This window comes from Psychrobacter sp. DAB_AL62B (assembly GCF_028895345.1).
Classification (GTDB): Bacteria; Pseudomonadota; Gammaproteobacteria; order Pseudomonadales; family Moraxellaceae; genus Psychrobacter.
This window is the reverse complement of the sequence record NZ_SAXC01000005.1, coordinates 116,232-135,703: the sequence shown is the minus strand read 5'-3', so window position 1 is coordinate 135,703 and position 19,472 is coordinate 116,232. Positions and strand designations below refer to the sequence as shown.

Below are 19,472 nucleotides of genomic sequence, written 5' to 3'. Positions count from 1 at the left end.
TCTAGATAGTGATATTTAACGCTTATGTTTGATATTGGGTTTTCTGAATTATTGCTTTTTGGCGTCATCGCCTTAATTGTCTTGGGGCCAGAAAAGCTGCCCCAAGCGGCGCGTACGGCTGGGCAATGGTATGCCAAAATCCGCCGTACGGTCTCTACGCTACAGTCTGAAATAGAAGCTGAGCTCGACTTAGCTGAGACTCGGCAGCAAATGCAAAAAGAGCTGGCCAAAATTCGCCAAACTGAAGCCGAGATGAGACGCGAAATGGCCGAGATGCGCGGCAGTATGCAAGAGTTTGAATCTTCGCAAAACCAGCATTTAAAAACCACGCATAATGCCGTAACTGATGAAGAGTATGACGCCAATAATGAAGACGCCAATGATAAAGAAAAGAGTAATAACAGTGATCAAAGCAATCATGAGTCAGCCACGCCAAAAACATTTGACTACAGCTATCAGCAAAATGACCAGTCAAAAGTGTCTGATGACAATTTAAAAACTGACTCCAATGATATCAAAGACAATTCAGATCAAATCGCTCAAATTATCACCACCAAACCGTGGGAAAATATGTGGTTCCGCCTTGGTACTTATGATAAAGCGCGGCGCTTGCCTACAGCGCCCTATTTACCGAACTATAAAGCAGATATTTTATTAAACAGTGGTTTAGATAGCCCTTTAAACAACCATTTAAATAAACAGTCTTCTGCCAACAAGCAGGAGAGTAAATAGTGGGTTTATTTAAACGTCAAAAAAGCCGCCAAGAAAAGCTGACAGACTCAGCCATTGAAACCGAGACAGAGTCGGAAAATAGTAATGATTCGGGCGACATATTAAGCTCATTGGCTGATATGCCTATCACTGAGCATTTAATTGAGTTACGTATACATCTAATTAAAATATGCGTTGCCGTACTGATTATATTTTTAGCGTTAGTTGGATTTTCACGTGAGTTGTATGATTTTTTATCGGACCCCTTGGTTGCCCAGTTACCTGCCAACTCAACGATGATTGCCACAGATATCACTTCAAACTTTATGGCACCAATACGCTTAACGATATTTGTAGCCGCATTCTTTGCTATGCCTTATATCCTGTATCAAATTTGGTCGTTTGTAGCTCCAGGCTTATATAAAAAAGAGAAAAAAGTCGCTATTCCAGTACTGCTATCCTCTATATTTTTATTTTATTCTGGGGTGGCTTTTGCTTATTTTATTGTACTCAAAGGCGTCCTAAAATTCTTTATCATGTTCGCCCCGCAGAACGTCTTGCCAATGACAGACATCGACAGTTATCTGAGCTTTGCGCTCAAGCTCTTTATGGTATTTGGCTTAACTTTTGAGATTCCAGTCGTCACCTTGCTGTTGATATTGGTCGGCATCGTCTCCATTCAGGGCTTAGAAGATAAACGTCGTTACATTATTGTCGGCTGTTTTGCCGTTGCTGCCGTCGTCACTCCGCCTGATGGCGTGTCGATGCTAATGCTGGCTATTCCCATGTGGTTGTTATTTGAGCTGGGTTTATTTTTAGCGAAAATCTTAATTAAAGAGGATCGCAATACTGCTTTAGCGGCAGTAAATAAAGAATTGAACAAGGAATAAATTTCCTTATTAGAAATTTTTTCAAAAAAATAGCCAACCATTTAATCTGGTAATATGACTCACCTTACATTGATTTCTATGTGCATTTTTTTTCTAAATGAATTGTCGCTTCACGTATTTTTATCATCGTCGTTTACAGTCATAAGTATCTTACGATAACGTCCATTATTACTCATCAGCCATTGTCTATGCAGTGGCTTTTTTTACCCCCATTATTTTTGTCCACATTCTAGTCTTTTAGGTAGCTTTGTTATGTCCGCATCTATGCCAGCTTATATGAGCGATCCCACTGATGAGCAGCTAAACGCGCTTAATATGGCGATGGATCATAAGTCATTTAAAGTGGTCGCCTATGCCGGTGCCGGTAAAACGACGACCTTGAAGCTCATCGGTGAGCGCTTGCGTGGACGCGGCTTGTATTTAGCCTTTAACAAAGCCATTGCTAATGATGCGCGCTCAAAGTTTCCGTCACATGTGGACTGTCGTACTTTTCACTCACTCGCCTACCGCCACGTACCCCGCGATATCACTGCTAAACTGTCTTTGCCGCGCTTCTCACCCAAACGCCTTGGGGATGATTTGGGCTTGCAACCGGTACAAATCCGTCGGCAGATGGATGGGGTAAATAAATATATTACTTTGACTCCAGCACGGTTATCGCGTTTCGTCAGTGATGCCGTAAGCAATTTTTGTAGCACGCATGCCAGCTACCCTGCGCCAAGGCATATCTTGTTTCCAAACTGGCTTGATGCCTCAGATGCCGAGCAGCTACGTGAGATGCTCTACCCTGCCGTGGAGCAGCGCTGGCTACAGTCGATTGATGCACGCCACCCTGCTGGTATCGGTCATGATATTTATCTTAAACTTTGGGCATTGTCAAAACCAAGTATTCCTGCGGATTTTATCTTATTTGATGAAGCACAAGATGCAGATCCATTGATGATGGGAATTCTGACCCAGCAGCCACGGCAAGTGATTTATGTGGGCGACGCTCACCAACAGATTTATGAGTGGCGCGGGGCAGTCAATGCCATGAAACAGCTGCCACTGCCGCAAACCTTGTTGACGCAGTCCTTTCGTTTTGGTGAACCGATTGCCGACATTGCCAATACGCTATTAAAGGCATTGCAAGAAGATGTACCGCTAAAAGGCAATCCTAAGAAACAATCTTCTACTGAAAAAGGCATGGTACATAGTAAAAAGGATGCCATCCTTTGTCGTACCAATGCCGCTGCTATGTCTCAATTACTGACTGGTCTGAAGCTTGGACATCGGGTGGCGCTACAAGCTGATACTGACCGTATGCTCAAATTCTGTCAGGCAGCCGAAAACCTAAAAAACGGTAAATCAGCATATGGCGTACCTGAGCTGGCGTATTTTTATAATTGGAGTGATGTACAAGAGTATTCTGAAACCAATGAAGGTAGCGACCTAAAAACGCTGGTCAAATTGGTCGATGATCATGGTACCAATGTGTTGAGCCAAGCGGTCAATAGCTTATCAAGTATTGAGAATGCCGATTACGTCATCTCAACTGCCCATAAAGCTAAAGGGCTTGAATGGGGCAAAGTACAACTAGATGATGATTTTTATTATGATGTGACGACCAATGCGGTAAAAATCAGCCCAGAAGAGCTACGCTTGCTCTATGTCGCTTGTACGCGTGCCCAAAGTAATTTGGACATCCATAATATTAAAGACTTGATATCAGGTTTGCAGACGGGGAAGAAGGTGATTTTTGGCAATTCTTAACCTTGCGATTTATGCCATCGAATAGATTTTGATTGTGCCAACTTATAATGATAATGCCTCATCAATAGATAATGAACAATAAGCCATGAATAATCAGCAGCCTAATTTACCTCAACCGTTATCTCAATTATCTCAGCCACTACAAGAGCGCCAAAAAACCATACAAAACTTATTCACCAATCCTGTCCGCCTACTTGCTCCTATGGAGGGCTTAACCGATCCATTAATGCGGCAGATATTGACTCAAATTGCCACAGATTTAGGTCGTCCTTATGATTGGTCGGTCAGCGAATTTATTCGTGTCACCCAGCATGTCTTGCCTGCGCATGTGTTTTATAAATATGTTCCTGAGCTGCATCATGACGCCAAAACAGCATCTGGTACACCGATTCATATCCAGCTACTAGGAAGCGAAGCACAGCTTATGGCAGAAAATGCTGCTTACGCCTGTGAGCTTGGTGCGCCTGCAATTGACATCAATTTTGGTTGTCCTGCCAAAACCGTAAATAGCCATCGCGGTGGCTCAGTTTTACTTGATGAGCCTAATGTCATGTACGATATTATCAGTGCCGTACGTCAAGCCGTTCCTGCCCATGTCCCCGTATCAGCAAAGATTCGCTTGGGCTATACCGATAGCAGTCGCATGGATGATATTCGCGGGGCGATTGCTGTGAGCGGCGCCGATTGGCTGACCATTCATGCGCGGACGAAAACCCAAGGCTATAAACCACCTGCTTATTGGGATAAGATTCAAAATTTTAATGCGCTTAGTATTCCGATAATTGCCAATGGTGAGATATGGAACGCGGAGCACGCGCAAAACTGTATGGCGCAAGCAGGGACAGCGCATTTAATGTTAGGTCGCGGCGCCGTCACCCGTCCCGACTTGATTGCACAAGTTGATAATGACAATCGCCAAAATCCAGAAAATACGACAACATTATTATGGCAAGATCTGATTGCTCATCAGATTAAGTTTTTAGAAGGCGCAGCGAAAAGCGAAGTGATATTAGTCGGTCGTTATAAGCAGTGGCTTGGCATGCTGACCAAAAGCTATAGCGAGGCTCAAATACTGTGGGACAGTATCAAACGAGAAAAAAATAAAGCAGCAATTATCCATGCTTTGCAAGCCAGCGCACGGTAATAATCGGCTGCTTTTATTATAAAATAATGCCATTAATTAAATACATTCAGTTAAAAACTAACCCGAATGGCTAAATAGAAGAGCATGAGGCAACAGATAATCGATAATACCCAAAGAATGGAACGAAACATTGCCAAATTGGTAATATATGCCACGCAAAAACCAATACGAATCAAGACATATAGCCACGCCAGCGCATTGATAATAGGTTGTGGAACAAAAAACAGCATCGCTACCAATACCGCTGCCAAAAAGACTGGCAATGTCTCATAGCTATTTTGCTGTGCTGCATTAGCGCGCGCTGCCATGCCCGTTGTACCTTGTAAAAACTCTCGCGGATGGGCATTGTCAGTCAAGTTAAAGCCGCCGAGCGCTTTTGCAGTTAATGCCATTGCTAATGGCAACAGACTTGCCACTATCATCGCCCAAATGGCAGACGCTGCGGTATCAGAGACCAATCCAAAAAATGAATTCATGAGTATGTTTGCCTTTATCCTGCGATAACTTCAAAATCGTGTGTCACATTAACCCCACCTTGTACCAGCATTCGGCTGGCTGAGCAGTATTTTTCTGCTGACAGTTTTATTGCCCTTTCTACTTGGCTTTCTTTGATGTCTTGTCCCTTCACAGTAAAGTGCATATGAATATCCGTATAAACAGCTGGTACAGTTTCGGCACGTTGGGCTGTCAGCTCACAGCTTACATCTGTTACTTCTTGACGAGATTTTTGTAAAATCGATACCACGTCATAACTGGCACAACCGCCAAGCCCTAATAAAATCAGCTCCATCGGGCTTGCGCCTTTTTCTTTATCGGCATCGATTTGGACGTTATGACCTGATGGTGATATACCCATAAAGGCTTTGTTTTCTTGCCACGTAACACTTGCTTTTGACTCTGACATTTTGGCGAACCCTTGTTTTAATTGGTAGATAGTTAATCGCGAATAGAATATTTTTTATTGGCTTATTTCATTAGCCAACTTCATTAACTTAGTGTTTTATTATTGATTGAGATAAGTAGAATATGACTAGTGTAACATAAGCTAAAACGAGATTTTATGAAGCATTGTCTTGTACCATTAAGTTAGCATATATGGTGTATCTGCCAGCATAAACGAAGTAAAAACCAACAAACAGAAGTACAAATTCATCAAAATAGTTTGTTAAAAAAATTCACAAAAGTCTATTTATATACCCCTATATAATTACTTTATTTTAAATAACTAAACTCGTGAAACATTTTATAGCAAAATACTGTTACACATTTGGCTTGTTTCTTGGTTTAATAACGGTAATGAATCTTATTTTGACCTGATATCGACAACGATCACCCTATAATAATTATGATTGCGGTCAGTGTGTCATGTCAAGATAAGCTGTTTTAAACAATTTAAAAGGTTAAGTCATGATAGATGCAGACGGCTTTCGTGCCAATGTCGGCATCATCTTGGCAAATACACAAGGGCAAGTTCTGTGGGCAAAACGCATTGGTCACAACGCTTGGCAGTTCCCTCAAGGTGGCATCGACTGCGGGGAGACGCCGATGGATGCGATGTATCGCGAGCTCTGGGAAGAGGTCGGTCTACATCCACGTCATGTGGATCTACTGGCGGTCACGCAAGATTGGTTGCGCTACCGCTTGCCAAAGCGCTATGTGCGCCATGGGCAGTATCCTTTGTGTATTGGGCAAAAACAAAAATGGTTTTTGCTACGCTTAGATGAGCCGAACACCCAACATATCCGCTTTGATGAAGGAAAACCAGAATTTGACAACTGGCAATGGGTCAGCTACTGGTATCCACTCGGACAAGTGATTCACTTTAAACGTGGGGTATATCGCCGCGCCTTGCAAGAATTGGTGCCCGAACTACCGCTCAAACAAGAACTTATTATTCCAGAACAAAACAACCATTTGTTGGTGAAATAAGGTCACTGATTGCTTCGACAATTTTAGAATAAAAAATCCCCATATTGATTGTTCATCATTACTATGGGGATTTTTTTATGTTAATTCTGCTCAATGTTTGCATTCACGACTAATAATTTCCGCTTGGATTTTTTTATCTGACGCGCTTTCTTGACGAAGTAAGGTTAGAATACTTTGGGTACGGGTGCCATAGCTTGGCAATGCTATAGGAGTAATACCTGTCAAATTTGCACCTTCAATATAAATAGACGACAGTGCTTGTTCTATTTTTATATCGATACCAGTATCGGGGAGATTATCTACTGGCGCGGTGGTATTGTCCGACATGACAGAAAAAGCAGCCTCTTGCCAATACTCATGTGCGCTGTTCTCGCTAATTAATGGTAATACCTCTTGGCGTAGCCGACCGCGTAGCCGCTCAGTTTTAAACCAACCTTCTTCTGGCTGACCATTAGAGAAGACGTGTAAGCCTGCATGTAACGGTGTCGGTGCATGACCGCGGTTATTAACGACAACCGCTTGCTTGCTATTACCAATAATAAGGTTAAATCCTGCGTAGTCTTGCAGATTAATTTGCCTTGCAAAGTCCATCGGGCTTAAAGTACTGGTTAAAAAATCAGTCACTAATTCACCACGCGAGCGCTCATTATTACTTGCCTGTACACCATCACGAAAGTTCAATACCGCCGCCCAGCGTCCATTTTGTTGGTGAAAATTCGTCTGCTGCTGTTGGTGAATGCCCAGCCAAGTACCGCCACTTTGCTTATCGCGTCCCGCATAAATAGGCTGATCTATCCATTGATGCAGCGGCTCTGTCGGACGCTGTAAAAACTCATCACGATTGGACAATAAAACCAAAGGTAGCTCATCAAATAACTGCCAAGCAATGGCGACAATACACATAACATTCCTTTATATTGATATTTTCAGCATTTAATTGGTGTTTAATTTTTTATCCGCAGGGTAGCTAATTTGATAGGTCGATTGCAGTACTTGAGATTGCTTACTCGGCAAATCAAACTCCCAAGCAACCATGCCCTTATTATCGTTCCAGTCTTTTTGGCTAATGGCTGGTGTATGGGTCGCGGTTACTTTAATACTGTCATCGCTACTGACCGGCTCTGCTCCTAACACTTGCAAGCGTACGCTGCGATTGTGCTGATTGGTAAATTGATAAGCCTGAGTAATAGTTTTGGTTTGTTGACGATTAAACACGCCTTTATCGCCTTGTTTGTTTTCATCAGTGAGCTGTTTCACTAGCAAACTAGGATCAACACCAAAACCAATGCCCTGCTCTTTTAAACTCTGATAATCATACTGCGACTGTCCAACATAGTTATCGTCGCGGTACAGTTGCAACGAACCGTTAGCCCAAGCTGGTGTCAAAAACGGCGCAGATGCATACCAATAAGCGGCAGCTTCGGCACTGGGTGTACTACGTAACCATAGCTTACTGGTACCCGATTGCTCATCAATAACCGTACGTACCCGCCTGCCATCACTAGGAATACTCACGCGCTGCGGTAGCCGATATTCGGTGATGCCGTTTTTATTTTGACTGCTAACCGTAAAGCTGGGTAACGGCGGCATATCTGCTCCAGACGCGCCGCCATAGCTAGCTCTAGCAGAAACGACGACTGGTGCAGATTCACTCTCCATCATGGGTTGTGCATAGCGAGCCAATTTATCTTGGCGCTCTTCATATAACGACAAGCGCTCGACTCTTGGCAGTTGACTGGTTGTCGTTTGATTGGGATTAACGGTACTTAAAATAACGGGTACATTGTTCCAATTCTCGCCTGTTTGTTGGGCAATGATCGCAGAGGCGGTGATATTAAGCTGCTTACTATCGGTATTTAAGCGTGCTTGATAGGTTGGCTCCCAACTTGCACCGCGTACTTGATAATGCAGTTTAACGCTGCTTGCAGAACGACTGGCGATACGCACACTTACTTGGGTCACGTTATTCTGTGCCGAGGTGGTACTGCCCGCGACCAATTGATTTAAGGCGTCTTTAGCACGAGCTTCTTGCTTTTGCAGCTCTACAATCTTTTTATTAATACTGGCAGCTTGTGTCTCTAAATCGCGTGCATTATTAGCAAGCGTGCCAGCTGTAGTTATCTGCGTCACTTTAGTCAGGTTTTGCAAATAGGCTTTGGTCAAACGCGCTGCTTCTAATTCGGCGCTGATATTGGTTAGATTATTCTGCTGAGTCTGTACGTTAGCATCACCTTGATATTGACATTGCGCTGCTTGTTCACCGCTTAGCGTCTCAATACTAACCTCACCAATATTGACATTACCCAGTGCTTGTACGCTGATACTATCTGGTTCAATAGCAGGCGATAAGCAAGAAAAAACCAGTGTCTGCTCACCGCTGCCGCTGATTGGCAAGGCGCGAGTCACACTGGCTAAACCTTGATAAATTATAATTTGTTCGATACTACTGTTTGCCGCTTGCACGGTTACAGGAACAAAAACCGTTAAGCCTGATGCCACTGTGTATAGCACTGATAATGGCAGTGTTTTCAATTTAAAGTTACTATTTAAGATTAACGCATCAAACTTTGTTTTTAATTTTTTATCGTGCAAAGGTGATCGCGGTGATAAATTAGTGTGCATAATGATTCCTTAGAAATTGATGCGCTTTTTTTCATCTTATCGGTTTTTTTAGTGCTTTGCTATCCATTCACTTATCTAGTTCCATAATTCGCTGCAATAGTCCGCTTCAATAACCATAGTGTCGATTAGCGTTAGAAAAAATACCGTGCTGCTGTGATAGCTAACCGTCTTTTATTTTGAACAGACGGTAGTGTTCGTAAGGGTTGAATTTTGCTATTATGACCAGCATTCTATTATTAATAATTATGATACCTTTATGATAATTCATCCTCAGTACGATCCTGTAGCACTGTCCTTGGGTCCAGTAGAAGTGCACTGGTATGGCCTAATGTATTTGCTGGCATTTGCCGCAGCTTATGGTCTGGCTTGGTATCGCAGCACAAAAAGCGATAATTGGACCACCGATATGGTGTCTGATTTGGTCTTTTATGGTGCGCTTGGCGTTATTTTAGGCGGTCGTATTGGCTATGTGTTGTTTTATCAATTCGGCGAGCTACTACAAAACCCCGCATACCTATTAAAGGTTTGGGAAGGCGGTATGTCTTTCCACGGCGGCTTTATTGGCGTCATGCTAGGTATGTGGTTCTTTGCGCGCAAATATAAAAAAACCACTTTCCAAGTATTCGATTTTATCGTTCCTTGTGTGCCAACCGGTTTACTATTTGGTCGCATCGGCAACTATATTAACGGTGAGCTATGGGGGCGCGTATCAGACGGTGGCTATAACTGGCTGACCTATTTCCCGCAAGCGGCTGCTTTTGATATGGAGCAATTACAGAGCAATCCACAATTGCAAGAATTGATGATTGAGGTTAATGGTCAGTATGTGCTGCCGCGTCACCCATCGCAGCTATACGAAGCCTTTGCCGAAGGTCTGCTACTATTTATCTTCTTATGGTGGTATTCATCCAAGCCGCGTCCACGTATGGCCGCCTCTGCTGTGTTCTTACTAGGCTACGGTATCAGCCGCTTTATCATCGAATTCTTCCGTCAGCCTGACGTTGACCAAGGATTTGTTTTATTAGGCTGGATGACCAAAGGACAACTATTAAGCGCACCGATGATCATCGCTGGCTTAATCATGCTGATTTATGCTTATAAACGCGGCATCTATGATTGGGGTAAGCAGTCAGCTTATTAAGCTTTATCTTCCTTCAGCATTACCTTAAGAACGATATCAACGATGCGTTTGAACAGCGTAGAAGAGTAACTTTATGACCATGAACAACGTTATTATTAAAACCGAGCAGATTAAAAACGAGCAAGCCTATTTAGACTTGCTAAAACACGTCATGACTCATGGCACCGAAAAAGGTGATCGTACTGGAACCGGTACGCTCAGCCACTTTGGCGCACAGCTACGTTTTAATTTAACAGACGGTTTCCCCTTATTAACCACCAAAAAAGTGCATCTTAAGTCCATTACTTATGAGCTTCTATGGTTTTTAAGTGGCAGTACCCACGTCGATTACTTGCAAGAAAACGGCGTGCGTATTTGGAACGAATGGGCAACCAGCGAGCAAACCGCACGCTTCAATCGTCCTGCTGGCGATTTAGGTCCTATTTATGGTCATCAATGGCGTAATTACGGGGCAACTAAAAGCGCAGATGGTCATTACAATTTTGATGGCGTCGATCAAATTACCCAAGTCATCGAGCAAATAAAGACCAACCCCAATTCGCGCCGTTTGATCGTCTCTGGCTGGAATCCAGGTGAGGCAGAACAAGTCGCCTTGCCACCTTGTCATACGATGTTTCAGTTTTTTGTCGCGGACAATAAACTCTCTTGCCAGCTCTATCAGCGCTCAGCCGATTTATTCCTAGGGGTGCCGTTTAATATCGCTAGCTATGCTTTGCTTACCCATATGGTGGCGCAAGTTTGCGGCCTAGAAGTTGGCGAATTTATCTGGACGGGTGGCGATTGTCATATCTATCAAAACCACCGTGAGCAAGTCGATTTACAGTTGACGCGCTCGCTGTATACGCTGCCAACATTGACGCTCAATCCTGATGTTAAAGATATTTTTGCTTTCAAATATGAAGATATCAACGTTGCTGGTTACGAGTCGCATCCTGCTATCAAAGCAAAGGTTGCTGTATAGCGTTGGTCTTATTGACTGTTTTAAATAAAACCTGCATTTTAGAAGCTAATAAAAAGGATACGTTATGAGTTATGCCAACACCGAAGTTGCCCAAATCGCAGCTATCAGTAGCAATCGCTGTATTGGTAAAGACAATGAGCTACCGTGGCATATCTCAGCCGACTTGCAGCATTTTAAAAGTATGACAACCAAACCAAATGATGGCGCGATACAAGGCATCGTCATTATGGGTCGCAAGACGTTTGAATCGATGGGCAGTAAACCTTTGCCAAAACGTGTTAGTTTTATTATTAGTACCCAGCTAGATTATGCTGAGCAAAAAGGCCTTGTCGGCAAAGATAACGCTTATGTGGTACATAATTTAGACGATGCCCTGACCCAAGCAGCAAGTCTCGCTCATGGTGCGCATATTGATACGATTTGGGTAATTGGCGGCGAGCGCGTTTTTAGCGATGCGTTGATGTATACCGACCGTATCGAGCTGACTCATGTCGATACTGAAATTACTGATGGCGAAGCATTTTACCCCGAACTGCCAAGCGAATTTGAAATAACAGAAGGGTCTGAGCAGATGCACGATGATAAAAGTGAGTTAGATTTTAGATTTGTGACTTATAAGAATAAAGTTGCTGAATAATAAAGTGCTACCGTTAAAAAAACCAAAAAAACTGGGGCTGTTCTAGGGTTATCTAGAACAGCCCCAATTTTATTTGGCGGATTCAATTTATTTCTATAATTCATTTTATATTATAAGAAGCTCCGATTTAGCTTATATTAATGAAGTTACTCGTGCAAAACCTTATAGACCGTTTTCGCCAAAATTGGTCCAATACCCTGCACGCCTGCCAACTCTTGCTGCGATGCGCCTAGCAATTGCTGCAATCCGCCAAAATGATTGAGCAAGTCACGACGGCGCTTTTCACCCAATCCTGGTATGACCTCTAGCACTGACGATGAACGGCGCTTATCACGCTTTTTACGATGCGCGGTGATGGCAAAACGATGCGCCTCATCACGAATATGCATCAATAAATGCAGCGCTTTGCTATCCATGGGTAAATCAAGCGGCTCATGATCAATAAAGTGCAATACTTCAAGCCCAGCCTTACGCCCTTCTCCTTTTGCCACGCTAATCAGCAAGGTATCAGCAAGAATACCCAGCTCTGTCAGTACTTCTTTGGCTATTCCAAGCTGACCTTTACCGCCATCGATAAGCAGCAAGTCAGGCAGCGGCTGCTTCTTATAACGACGGGTCAGCACTTGCTTCATGGCGGCATAATCATCACCACCGACAATGTCATGAATCGCATACTGACGATAATCACGGCGACGCGAACCACCTTGGTCAAAGACTACACAGCTACCGATGGTCGCCTCACCCATCGTGTGCGAGATATCAAAGCACTCAATCCGATCAATGGTTCGATCAGTGACGTCAGCCAAGACGTCTTTGAGTGCGCCAAAACGCGCATGCAACTCTAAATAATCGCCAAGCTTGGTTTTTAAGGCATTATTAGTATTAAGCTTGGCTAAGTCTAACCATTCGGCACGGTGCTCACGGACGCTGGTTTTGATGACGACTTTACTACCAAAATGGCTCGCCAGCGCTTCACTGACCGCAACCTGATCCGGTAGTTCATGACTCAACATGATTTCTGCTGGTAAGTCATCAGTTACCTGAAAATAAAACGAGGTGATAAATGCCGATAAATTATCAGCAAGCGGCTCGCTGCTATCAACATCGGGGAAGTAATTCTTACCGCCAAGTACACGTCCGCCACGTACGGTCAAGACGTTGACACAAGTCATGCCTGCTTGACTGGCAATAGCAATCACATCCGCCTCACCTTGTACGGTATAAACAGCTTGCTTAGCTTGTACCTCACGCAGCATAGACAGCTGATCGCGATAAAACACCGCTTTTTCAAAATCTAATTCTTCCGCAGAAGCTTCCATTTTTTCAATCAGCGCGCTATGAATATCACTAGAATCACCCTTTAAAAAACGAATGGTATTGCTGACGTCTTCTGCATATTCATCAGCTGATACCAAGCCCACACAGGGCGCACGGCAGCGTTTAATTTGATATTCAAGACAAGGGCGCTTACGCTGCTTAAAAAACGTATTGGTACATTGGCGCATTTGAAACATTTTTTGCATCAAGACTAACGTCTCTTTTGCGGCATGTGCGGAAGGGAAAGGTCCAAAAAAGCGCCCTTTTTGATGATTGCCCTTGCCGCGCCCATAAGCCAATCTTGGATAGGGCTTATCTGCTGAAATAAACACGTAAAGATAGGATTTATCATCGCGCAGTAGCACGTTATAAGGCGGACGATGCTCTTTAATCAGGTTTTGCTCAAGTAGCAGGGCTTCGGTTTCGCTACGAGTAATAATGGTTTCGATATTATGAATCCGTGCTACCAGTGCACGCGTCTTCGGATGATCAATCGTCTTAGCAAAGTAGCTGTTCACACGACTTTTAAGCGATTTTGCCTTACCGACGTATAAGATATCGCCATTTTTACCCAGCATTTTATAGACCCCTGGCAAATTTGGCAGGCGCTGGATTAAATGCTTCAGACGGGCTTTTTTATCGTCGACGGGACTCGATGCTGAGACATTGACCATAGAATTTATTGCTCTCAAGATACTGATATACAGCTATTTATGGGGCGATAGTGAGCGTTTTACAAGAACAGTTATCAGCTTAGCAATAACCATAAAAAAAGCCAGCACCAAGGCTGACTTTTTTGCAAAAATAACAATAATTCTAATGACGGAAATTTGGCATTAATGCTGGAATACCCGGCAACATACCAACGATAGCCATCACGCCCGTTAATATCACAAAAGTAATCACAGGGATAATCCAGCGGCTCATCTTGGTTAAATTGGCACTACGCTCTTTAGAGCCAATCAAACCTAAATTATCAAGCACCAAGGTAATCGACCAACCAAAGGCTGGATTTACCAACGCTGAGGCAAAAACCACAATAGCAGCGGACTGGGTGGTTTTACCTTCACGTGTCATCTCCATTCCTGCTTCAAGCAGCGGAATAAAGACCCCGACAATGAGCGCCACACACATAACTGGCTCCCAAATTGCCAAGTCCATGGGATAACCCCAAACACCAGCGATGATACAGAAAATACCGGTCAAAATTGCGCCAGCTGGAATCGGACGCTTCGCAATCGCTGCTGGTACAATATATGTACCCCATGAGGAGGCAAAGTTTGCACCGCCAAGCAAAGAGCCTACCACCTGACGAAACGAGGCACTGGTCATCGTATCATCAATATCCATCAGCACACGTTCGGTACGTTTAGGATAGCTGATTTTTTGGAAGACCTGATGACCCAAAAAGTCTGGTGACCACATCGCTACCGCCAACACCGCAAATGGCAGTACGACGATAAAGCTCTCAACCGTTGGTAATCCTAGCATCCAACCGGTGTTTTCTCCCCACCAATACATAGGGCTCATATTCGGTAGACCTGGTGCTGTTTTAAAAGCAAAAGGCGCACCCATAGCAAAAGCAACCCCGCCACCTAGCAAGCAACTAAGCGGCACGGCAAGCCAGCGTTTTTGAAAATTCTCTAGCACCGCATAAAGTATGATTGTGAGTAGAATCACCACAAAGGCAATATGTGCCATACCGATGCCTTCTGCCCAAGTAAACAGATTTTTAACTTGAGAGATGGTACCAATGAAGCCCAAGTACAGCAGCAAACCACCGCACACGCCTTTACTGGTTAAGTTTGCCAGCAGACTACCGCCCTTACTTATTGCTAATAACAAGCCAAAAGCGCCGATAAGCAGACCGAAAGCCATTGGGTGACCACCAGCAGCTACGACGATGGGAATGAGTGGAATTAGTGGACCATGGGTACCCGCAAGATTCGCTGTAGGTAGCAAAAAACCTGAGAATAAAATAACAAAGAACGCCACGATTAACAGCTCATAACGGACGTTTTCTAGTACAAAGGCATCACCCAAACCAAGCGGTCCTGCAAAGGTGGCGGCAATGGCACCGACCATCACGACTTTGCCAATGGTTGCCGCCATTGCCGGAATCGTATCTTCATATTCAAAACGATAATCACGGAACGGCAAATTAGGACGCCAACGCTTGGGCTGCATGATTTGTAATTCATGGTTCAGATAGGCGTTACGATTTTTAAAACTTGAATTGGGCTTATGTAAATCTACATAGCTACCTTGCAAATCACTATCAGAGAGGATTGGGTGCTGCGGATTGGACCCTGAAGCGGGAAGCTGTGTATCACTCATCACATTTCCTTATGTCGACCGATGTTTGAGTGACTGCCCGTTCATTTACTAAACTTGCTATAAACGTTAAGTCACCAAAGACAAAATTGCGGCTATTGTATGCTATGAGACTTTGAAATGCGAATTTATAACTATTAAAAGATACTATATGCATCGTTATTATTGATAACTTAAAGTTTCCATTTATGAGTATCTGAAACTAATCAGATGCTTATATAATAAAAGGATATAAAATTACGCTATATCGACGGACTAATATGAGACTAGCTTAAGCTAAAACACACATTTTCTTTTTTGGCTAATTGCGCCAACAATTATAAACACCATTACGATAAGTGATTAATAATAATAGAAAGTAACGATTAAAGTTCTGCTTCAGTTACGCTTTAGGTCTAGCGACTTTAGTTATTTTTAATTATGATGAATACCTTTTTATCAATCACGATTGATTAGTAGCCGTCTAAAAAATCAAGAAAAGGCCATAGGATAAATTTATGAGTTTACTACCCAGCAAACTTGAGACTCTAAAACGTAATGCTAAAAAAAACATTATGCCATTGCTCACGCCTTATCTGCTTAAGCTGCGTATCAACACTTATGCTCCCTATATCGGTGCCGGTATCAAAATTGAGCATATCAACCTTGATCAGGGCTTATGTGTAGTGAGCATGGGACTTAATAGTCTGAATAAAAATATCGTGGGTACACAGTTCGGTGGCAGTTTATACTCAATGATTGATCCTTTTTATATGCTGATGCTGATGCACCAGTTAGGTAGTAGCTACGTCGTTTGGGATAAAAGCTCACATATTGAATTTATCGCACCAGGCAATAGCAAAGTCACCGCCCGCATGAAAATTCCTAGCAATGAAATCACAATTATCCAAGAATTGGCAAAGGACGGCGAACCCGTCTTTCGCGAATACCAAGTAGATATCGTCGACGATCAGCAAAAGACCATCGCTACCGTCACTAAGACGCTATACATACGCCTGCGTAAATACAGTAAATCTAAAGATCAAAACAGCCGTATCGAAAATCTTGATGGTTAAAGTCAACTTTTAAAACTGTGATTTAATTTTAAAATGGTTATTTAGCTTTGTTATTTAAATCATGTTAATTAAAGCAACAGAAACAAAAACCCCAATCTGGCATACGCACAGATTGGGGTTTTGTCTTTTTTGGTACTACCCGCTTATTTATATGATAAACCTATGAATAAGGGCTTGTATCTGATTTTTCTGTATTGCCGAATCGCATAATAGACGGTTCAGCAATAAAGTAATATTAAGCACAATGCTTAAAAGCAGATACTGGATATAATCTAAGCGTCAGCTTTTGGCTTAACAACTTTAGGTGCACGCGGAGCAAGCTTCTCGCGGATACGTGCTGATTTACCAGAGCGCTCACGTAAGTAGTATAGTTTCGCACGGCGAACAGCGCCACGGCGTTTCACTTCGATGCTCTCAATAATTGGTGAATGCAATTGGAATGCACGCTCAACACCAACACCGCTTGAGATTTTACGTACGGTAAACGCTGAGTTTAAACCGCGGTTACGCTTAGCAATTACAACGCCTTCAAAAGCCTGTAAACGCTCACGCTCACCTTCACGTACTTTTACTTGAACCACAACGGTATCGCCGGGTGCAAAGCTTGGGCGCTCAATCAATTGAGCATTTTCGATGACCTGAACCAATGGATGCTTGTTGCTCATGAGAGTTATCTCCTCACATTAGATAATAGAGGCTTAACGCATATCACCTGTTTGTAATAATTAATCGTATCTGTTTTAATGAGACACAACGTAAGTGGGTTATGACAAACGGCCATTATGCTATGACTCGTTTTATTGTTGCTCAAAATTTTATTACTTAACTGTTTATCTTTATAGCAGCTATCAACGCTACTTTTTATCTGTTTTTGCCAATGCTTTTAACCACTTCGCTTGCTCTACCGTTGGGGTAAACGCTTGCCATAAGTCTGGACGCCGCATTTGCGTACGCTCAACTTGCTGGCTAAAGCGCCACTTCGCGATATTGGCATGATGGCCTGAAAGTAACACTTCAGGCACTGTCATACCCGCAAACTCATGCGGCTTAGTATAATGTGGACAATCAAGCAAGCCATCGACGAACGAGTCTTGCTCAGCTGACTTATCATCACCCATAATATCAGGCAGACGACGTATCACACTATCCATTAGCACCATCGCTGGTAGCTCACCACCGGTCAGTACATAGTCACCCAGCGACACTTCCATATCCACATACCGCGACAATAAGCGCTCGTCAATGCCTTCGTAACGACCACATAATATAATCATGCCGTCATACTCAGTCATATCGACCACACTACTCTCGCTCAGCGTCTGCCCTTGTGGTGACATGTAAATCACCGGACAGTGCGCTGCGTCCATACGGCAACCATGTTGGCTGGCGCGCAGACGAGCATCTTCAATAGCTAGTGACAATGGCTCAGCCATCATTACCATACCAGGACCACCACCATACGGACGTTCATCAATACGGCGATAGTTGTCAGTGGTATAATCGCGCGGGTTAATGCATTCAATCGTGACCTTTTCCTGAGTCACTGCACGCGCTGTGATACCAAAATCACGAATCGTTGCAAACATCTCAGGAAAAATACTAATCACGGCAAAATACATCTGAATCCTACATACAAGCGTTTAAATAACGACTGACATGATGATTACGATATTAACGTTGTGCTATTAACATGACATTAATAAGCAATAAATTAATAAGCACTGAATTAACAGGCACTAAACTAATAGTCGCTTTCCCAAGCTACCGTTACCGTTTTACTGGCCATATCGACCTGTATCACGGTTTGCTTATGCCAAGGTATCAAGCGCTCTTCCCCATCTAAACTGTCTGAGGTTGCCGCTACACGCATGATGTCATGGGCACCGGTCTCAAACATTTCAGTGATATCACCAAGATACTGGTCTTGCTCATTCATAACCCGCATACCAACTAAATCCGACCAATAATATTCGTCTTCATTAGGTTCTGGCAATACGTCTTGAGCAACCCAAATGGTAACACCATTCATAGTTTCAGCAATATTACGGTCAGGCACTTGTTCAAACTGAGCAACAAGTCCTGTGCCTTGCTCACGCCACGCTTTAACAGTTAACGGCTTCATACCGGTAGCTGTTTTCATCCACCACTGCTTAATGTCAAATATTTCCGCATGTTCATCGGTGTCGCTAAACACCCAAAGCCAACCTTTAATGCCATAAGGCTTTTTGAGTTGACCGATTTTCATAAGGGTACTAGCGTCTGGAACAGATGACATAACGGCTAACCTAACAATATATAAACAGCAGTAAATAAATCGCGCCCGTTTAACCACGGTAGTCAATTAAAACAGCGATAAACAGTTAATCGCGCATACTGGTCAGACCAGCTACGCTGTGTGTTCTAAAACTACGAGATAACGCTATTATCACGTTATCATTTTTTACCACTAAAACGCCTGCTTAAAAATTAAGCAGTCGCTTCAGTAGTAGCCGCAGCTTTGTTATAAGCTTTTGCTAATGAAGCAACGCGATCTGAAGGTTGTGCACCTTTTTCGATCCACGCATTGTACGCTTCCATGTTTAGGCGTACTGCTTCTTCAGAATCTTTAGCGAGTGGGTTAAAAAAGCCGATGTTTTCAATATAGCGACCGTCACGCGCGCGGCGTTGATCAGCAACAACTACTTGATAAAATGGGCGTTTCTTGGCACCGCCCCGTGCTAAACGAATAACAACCATGTGAATTCTCTCTTTCGCAGGTATACCAAAAAGGGCATAATTATATCACAGTCTTATTTTATTGAAAACATAAACTGTGCTTATTTAATTATTTATTAACAATAGCTTAAATCATCGTTGCTGTAAAACAAAATCCATAATCCGTACTCATTATTAGAATAATAGGCTCGTATTTTTCCGCCTATGTGGGCAAGCATTTTGTAATATGAAAGCTACCAGCGCCACTATTTGATTATGCTATCC

General features: G+C 43.1%; 19 protein-coding genes. 9 read left to right on the top strand and 10 right to left on the bottom strand.

Translation table 11 applies throughout. The annotated features are described in order from the left end of the window. Positions 1-24: 24 nt before the first annotated feature. The 4 genes from tatB (at position 25) to EPB74_RS08740 (ending at position 4,497) form a co-directional block, all read left to right on the top strand. Complete coding sequence (gene tatB, locus EPB74_RS08755) at positions 25-732, top strand: Sec-independent protein translocase protein TatB (RefSeq protein ID WP_274903860.1); 708 nt, start codon at positions 25-27, stop codon at positions 730-732. Then, a complete protein-coding gene (gene tatC, locus EPB74_RS08750) occupies positions 732-1,601 on the top strand; it encodes a twin-arginine translocase subunit TatC (RefSeq protein WP_274903859.1) in 870 nt (289 codons plus the stop codon). Before tatB ends, tatC begins: the two co-directional genes overlap by 1 nt. A 252-nt stretch (positions 1,602-1,853) precedes the next feature. Next, positions 1,854-3,353, top strand: coding sequence for a UvrD-helicase domain-containing protein (locus tag EPB74_RS08745; protein WP_274903858.1), 1,500 nt, complete (start codon positions 1,854-1,856; stop codon positions 3,351-3,353). An 85-nt stretch (positions 3,354-3,438) separates the two neighbouring features. After that, positions 3,439-4,497 (top strand): tRNA dihydrouridine synthase, encoded by a 1,059-nt coding sequence (locus tag EPB74_RS08740; RefSeq protein WP_274903857.1) that lies wholly within the window; start codon positions 3,439-3,441, stop codon positions 4,495-4,497. 50 nt (positions 4,498-4,547) lie between these two features. Here the strand turns inward: EPB74_RS08740 and EPB74_RS08735 are convergent, their stop codons facing one another. Together EPB74_RS08735 and EPB74_RS08730 are read right to left on the bottom strand one after the other, a co-directional pair. Further along, positions 4,548-4,973: an MAPEG family protein gene (locus EPB74_RS08735; protein ID WP_274903856.1), complete on the bottom strand. Its 426-nt coding sequence runs from the start codon at positions 4,971-4,973 to the stop codon at positions 4,548-4,550. Between the two features lie 14 nt (positions 4,974-4,987). After that, positions 4,988-5,401, bottom strand: a complete 414-nt coding sequence (locus tag EPB74_RS08730; RefSeq protein ID WP_274903855.1) for an OsmC family protein — start codon at positions 5,399-5,401, stop codon at positions 4,988-4,990. Positions 5,402-5,904: 503 nt separating this feature from the next. Here EPB74_RS08730 and EPB74_RS08725 point away from each other — a divergent pair. After that, positions 5,905-6,426: an RNA pyrophosphohydrolase gene (locus tag EPB74_RS08725; RefSeq protein ID WP_274903854.1), complete on the top strand. Its 522-nt coding sequence runs from the start codon at positions 5,905-5,907 to the stop codon at positions 6,424-6,426. A gap of 90 nt (positions 6,427-6,516) precedes the next feature. Here EPB74_RS08725 and EPB74_RS08720 read toward each other — a convergent pair whose 3' ends face one another. After that, positions 6,517-7,329 (bottom strand): NRDE family protein, encoded by an 813-nt coding sequence (locus tag EPB74_RS08720; RefSeq protein ID WP_274903853.1) that lies wholly within the window; start codon positions 7,327-7,329, stop codon positions 6,517-6,519. A 30-nt stretch (positions 7,330-7,359) separates the two neighbouring features. Then, positions 7,360-9,048 carry a DUF4139 domain-containing protein gene (locus EPB74_RS08715; protein WP_274903852.1) on the bottom strand — a complete coding sequence of 563 codons (1,689 nt, stop codon included), beginning with the start codon at positions 9,046-9,048 and terminating at the stop codon, positions 7,360-7,362. A 256-nt stretch (positions 9,049-9,304) separates the two neighbouring features. Between EPB74_RS08715 and lgt the strand changes: the two genes are divergently transcribed. The 3 genes from lgt to EPB74_RS08700 all read left to right on the top strand — a co-directional run bounded on the left by lgt (position 9,305) and on the right by EPB74_RS08700 (position 11,787). Continuing rightward, positions 9,305-10,189, top strand: a complete 885-nt coding sequence (lgt, locus tag EPB74_RS08710) for a prolipoprotein diacylglyceryl transferase (RefSeq protein WP_274903851.1) — start codon at positions 9,305-9,307, stop codon at positions 10,187-10,189. Positions 10,190-10,262: 73 nt separating this feature from the next. Further along, on the top strand, positions 10,263-11,150 hold the full coding sequence (locus tag EPB74_RS08705) for a thymidylate synthase (protein WP_274903850.1): 888 nt from the start codon (positions 10,263-10,265) through the stop codon (positions 11,148-11,150). A 64-nt stretch (positions 11,151-11,214) separates the two neighbouring features. Then, positions 11,215-11,787 (top strand): dihydrofolate reductase, encoded by a 573-nt coding sequence (locus EPB74_RS08700; protein WP_274903849.1) that lies wholly within the window; start codon positions 11,215-11,217, stop codon positions 11,785-11,787. 146 nt (positions 11,788-11,933) lie between these two features. On the opposite strand, the gene uvrC is transcribed toward EPB74_RS08700, so the two are convergent. Together uvrC and EPB74_RS08690 are read right to left on the bottom strand one after the other, a co-directional pair. Continuing rightward, entirely contained in the window at positions 11,934-13,778 is a 1,845-nt protein-coding gene (gene uvrC, locus EPB74_RS08695) for an excinuclease ABC subunit UvrC (protein WP_274903848.1), read from the bottom strand. Positions 13,779-13,920: 142 nt separating this feature from the next. Next, positions 13,921-15,441: a DUF3360 family protein gene (locus EPB74_RS08690; protein ID WP_274903847.1), complete on the bottom strand. Its 1,521-nt coding sequence runs from the start codon at positions 15,439-15,441 to the stop codon at positions 13,921-13,923. A 494-nt stretch (positions 15,442-15,935) separates the two neighbouring features. On the opposite strand from EPB74_RS08690, the gene EPB74_RS08685 reads away from it, so the two are divergent. Next, complete coding sequence (locus EPB74_RS08685) at positions 15,936-16,493, top strand: DUF4442 domain-containing protein (RefSeq protein ID WP_274903846.1); 558 nt, start codon at positions 15,936-15,938, stop codon at positions 16,491-16,493. A 272-nt stretch (positions 16,494-16,765) separates the two neighbouring features. On the opposite strand, the gene rplS is transcribed toward EPB74_RS08685, so the two are convergent. From rplS to rpsP, 4 genes are all read right to left on the bottom strand, one after another. After that, entirely contained in the window at positions 16,766-17,158 is a 393-nt protein-coding gene (gene rplS / locus EPB74_RS08680; RefSeq protein ID WP_079692808.1) for a 50S ribosomal protein L19, read from the bottom strand. A gap of 189 nt (positions 17,159-17,347) precedes the next feature. Beyond that, entirely contained in the window at positions 17,348-18,112 is a 765-nt protein-coding gene (gene trmD, locus EPB74_RS08675; RefSeq protein ID WP_274903845.1) for a tRNA (guanosine(37)-N1)-methyltransferase TrmD, read from the bottom strand. A 122-nt stretch (positions 18,113-18,234) separates the two neighbouring features. Beyond that, positions 18,235-18,768 (bottom strand): ribosome maturation factor RimM, encoded by a 534-nt coding sequence (gene rimM / locus EPB74_RS08670; RefSeq protein ID WP_274903844.1) that lies wholly within the window; start codon positions 18,766-18,768, stop codon positions 18,235-18,237. A 191-nt stretch (positions 18,769-18,959) separates the two neighbouring features. Then, a complete protein-coding gene (gene rpsP / locus EPB74_RS08665; protein WP_079692811.1) occupies positions 18,960-19,229 on the bottom strand; it encodes a 30S ribosomal protein S16 in 270 nt (89 codons plus the stop codon). Positions 19,230-19,472 lie beyond the last annotated feature (243 nt).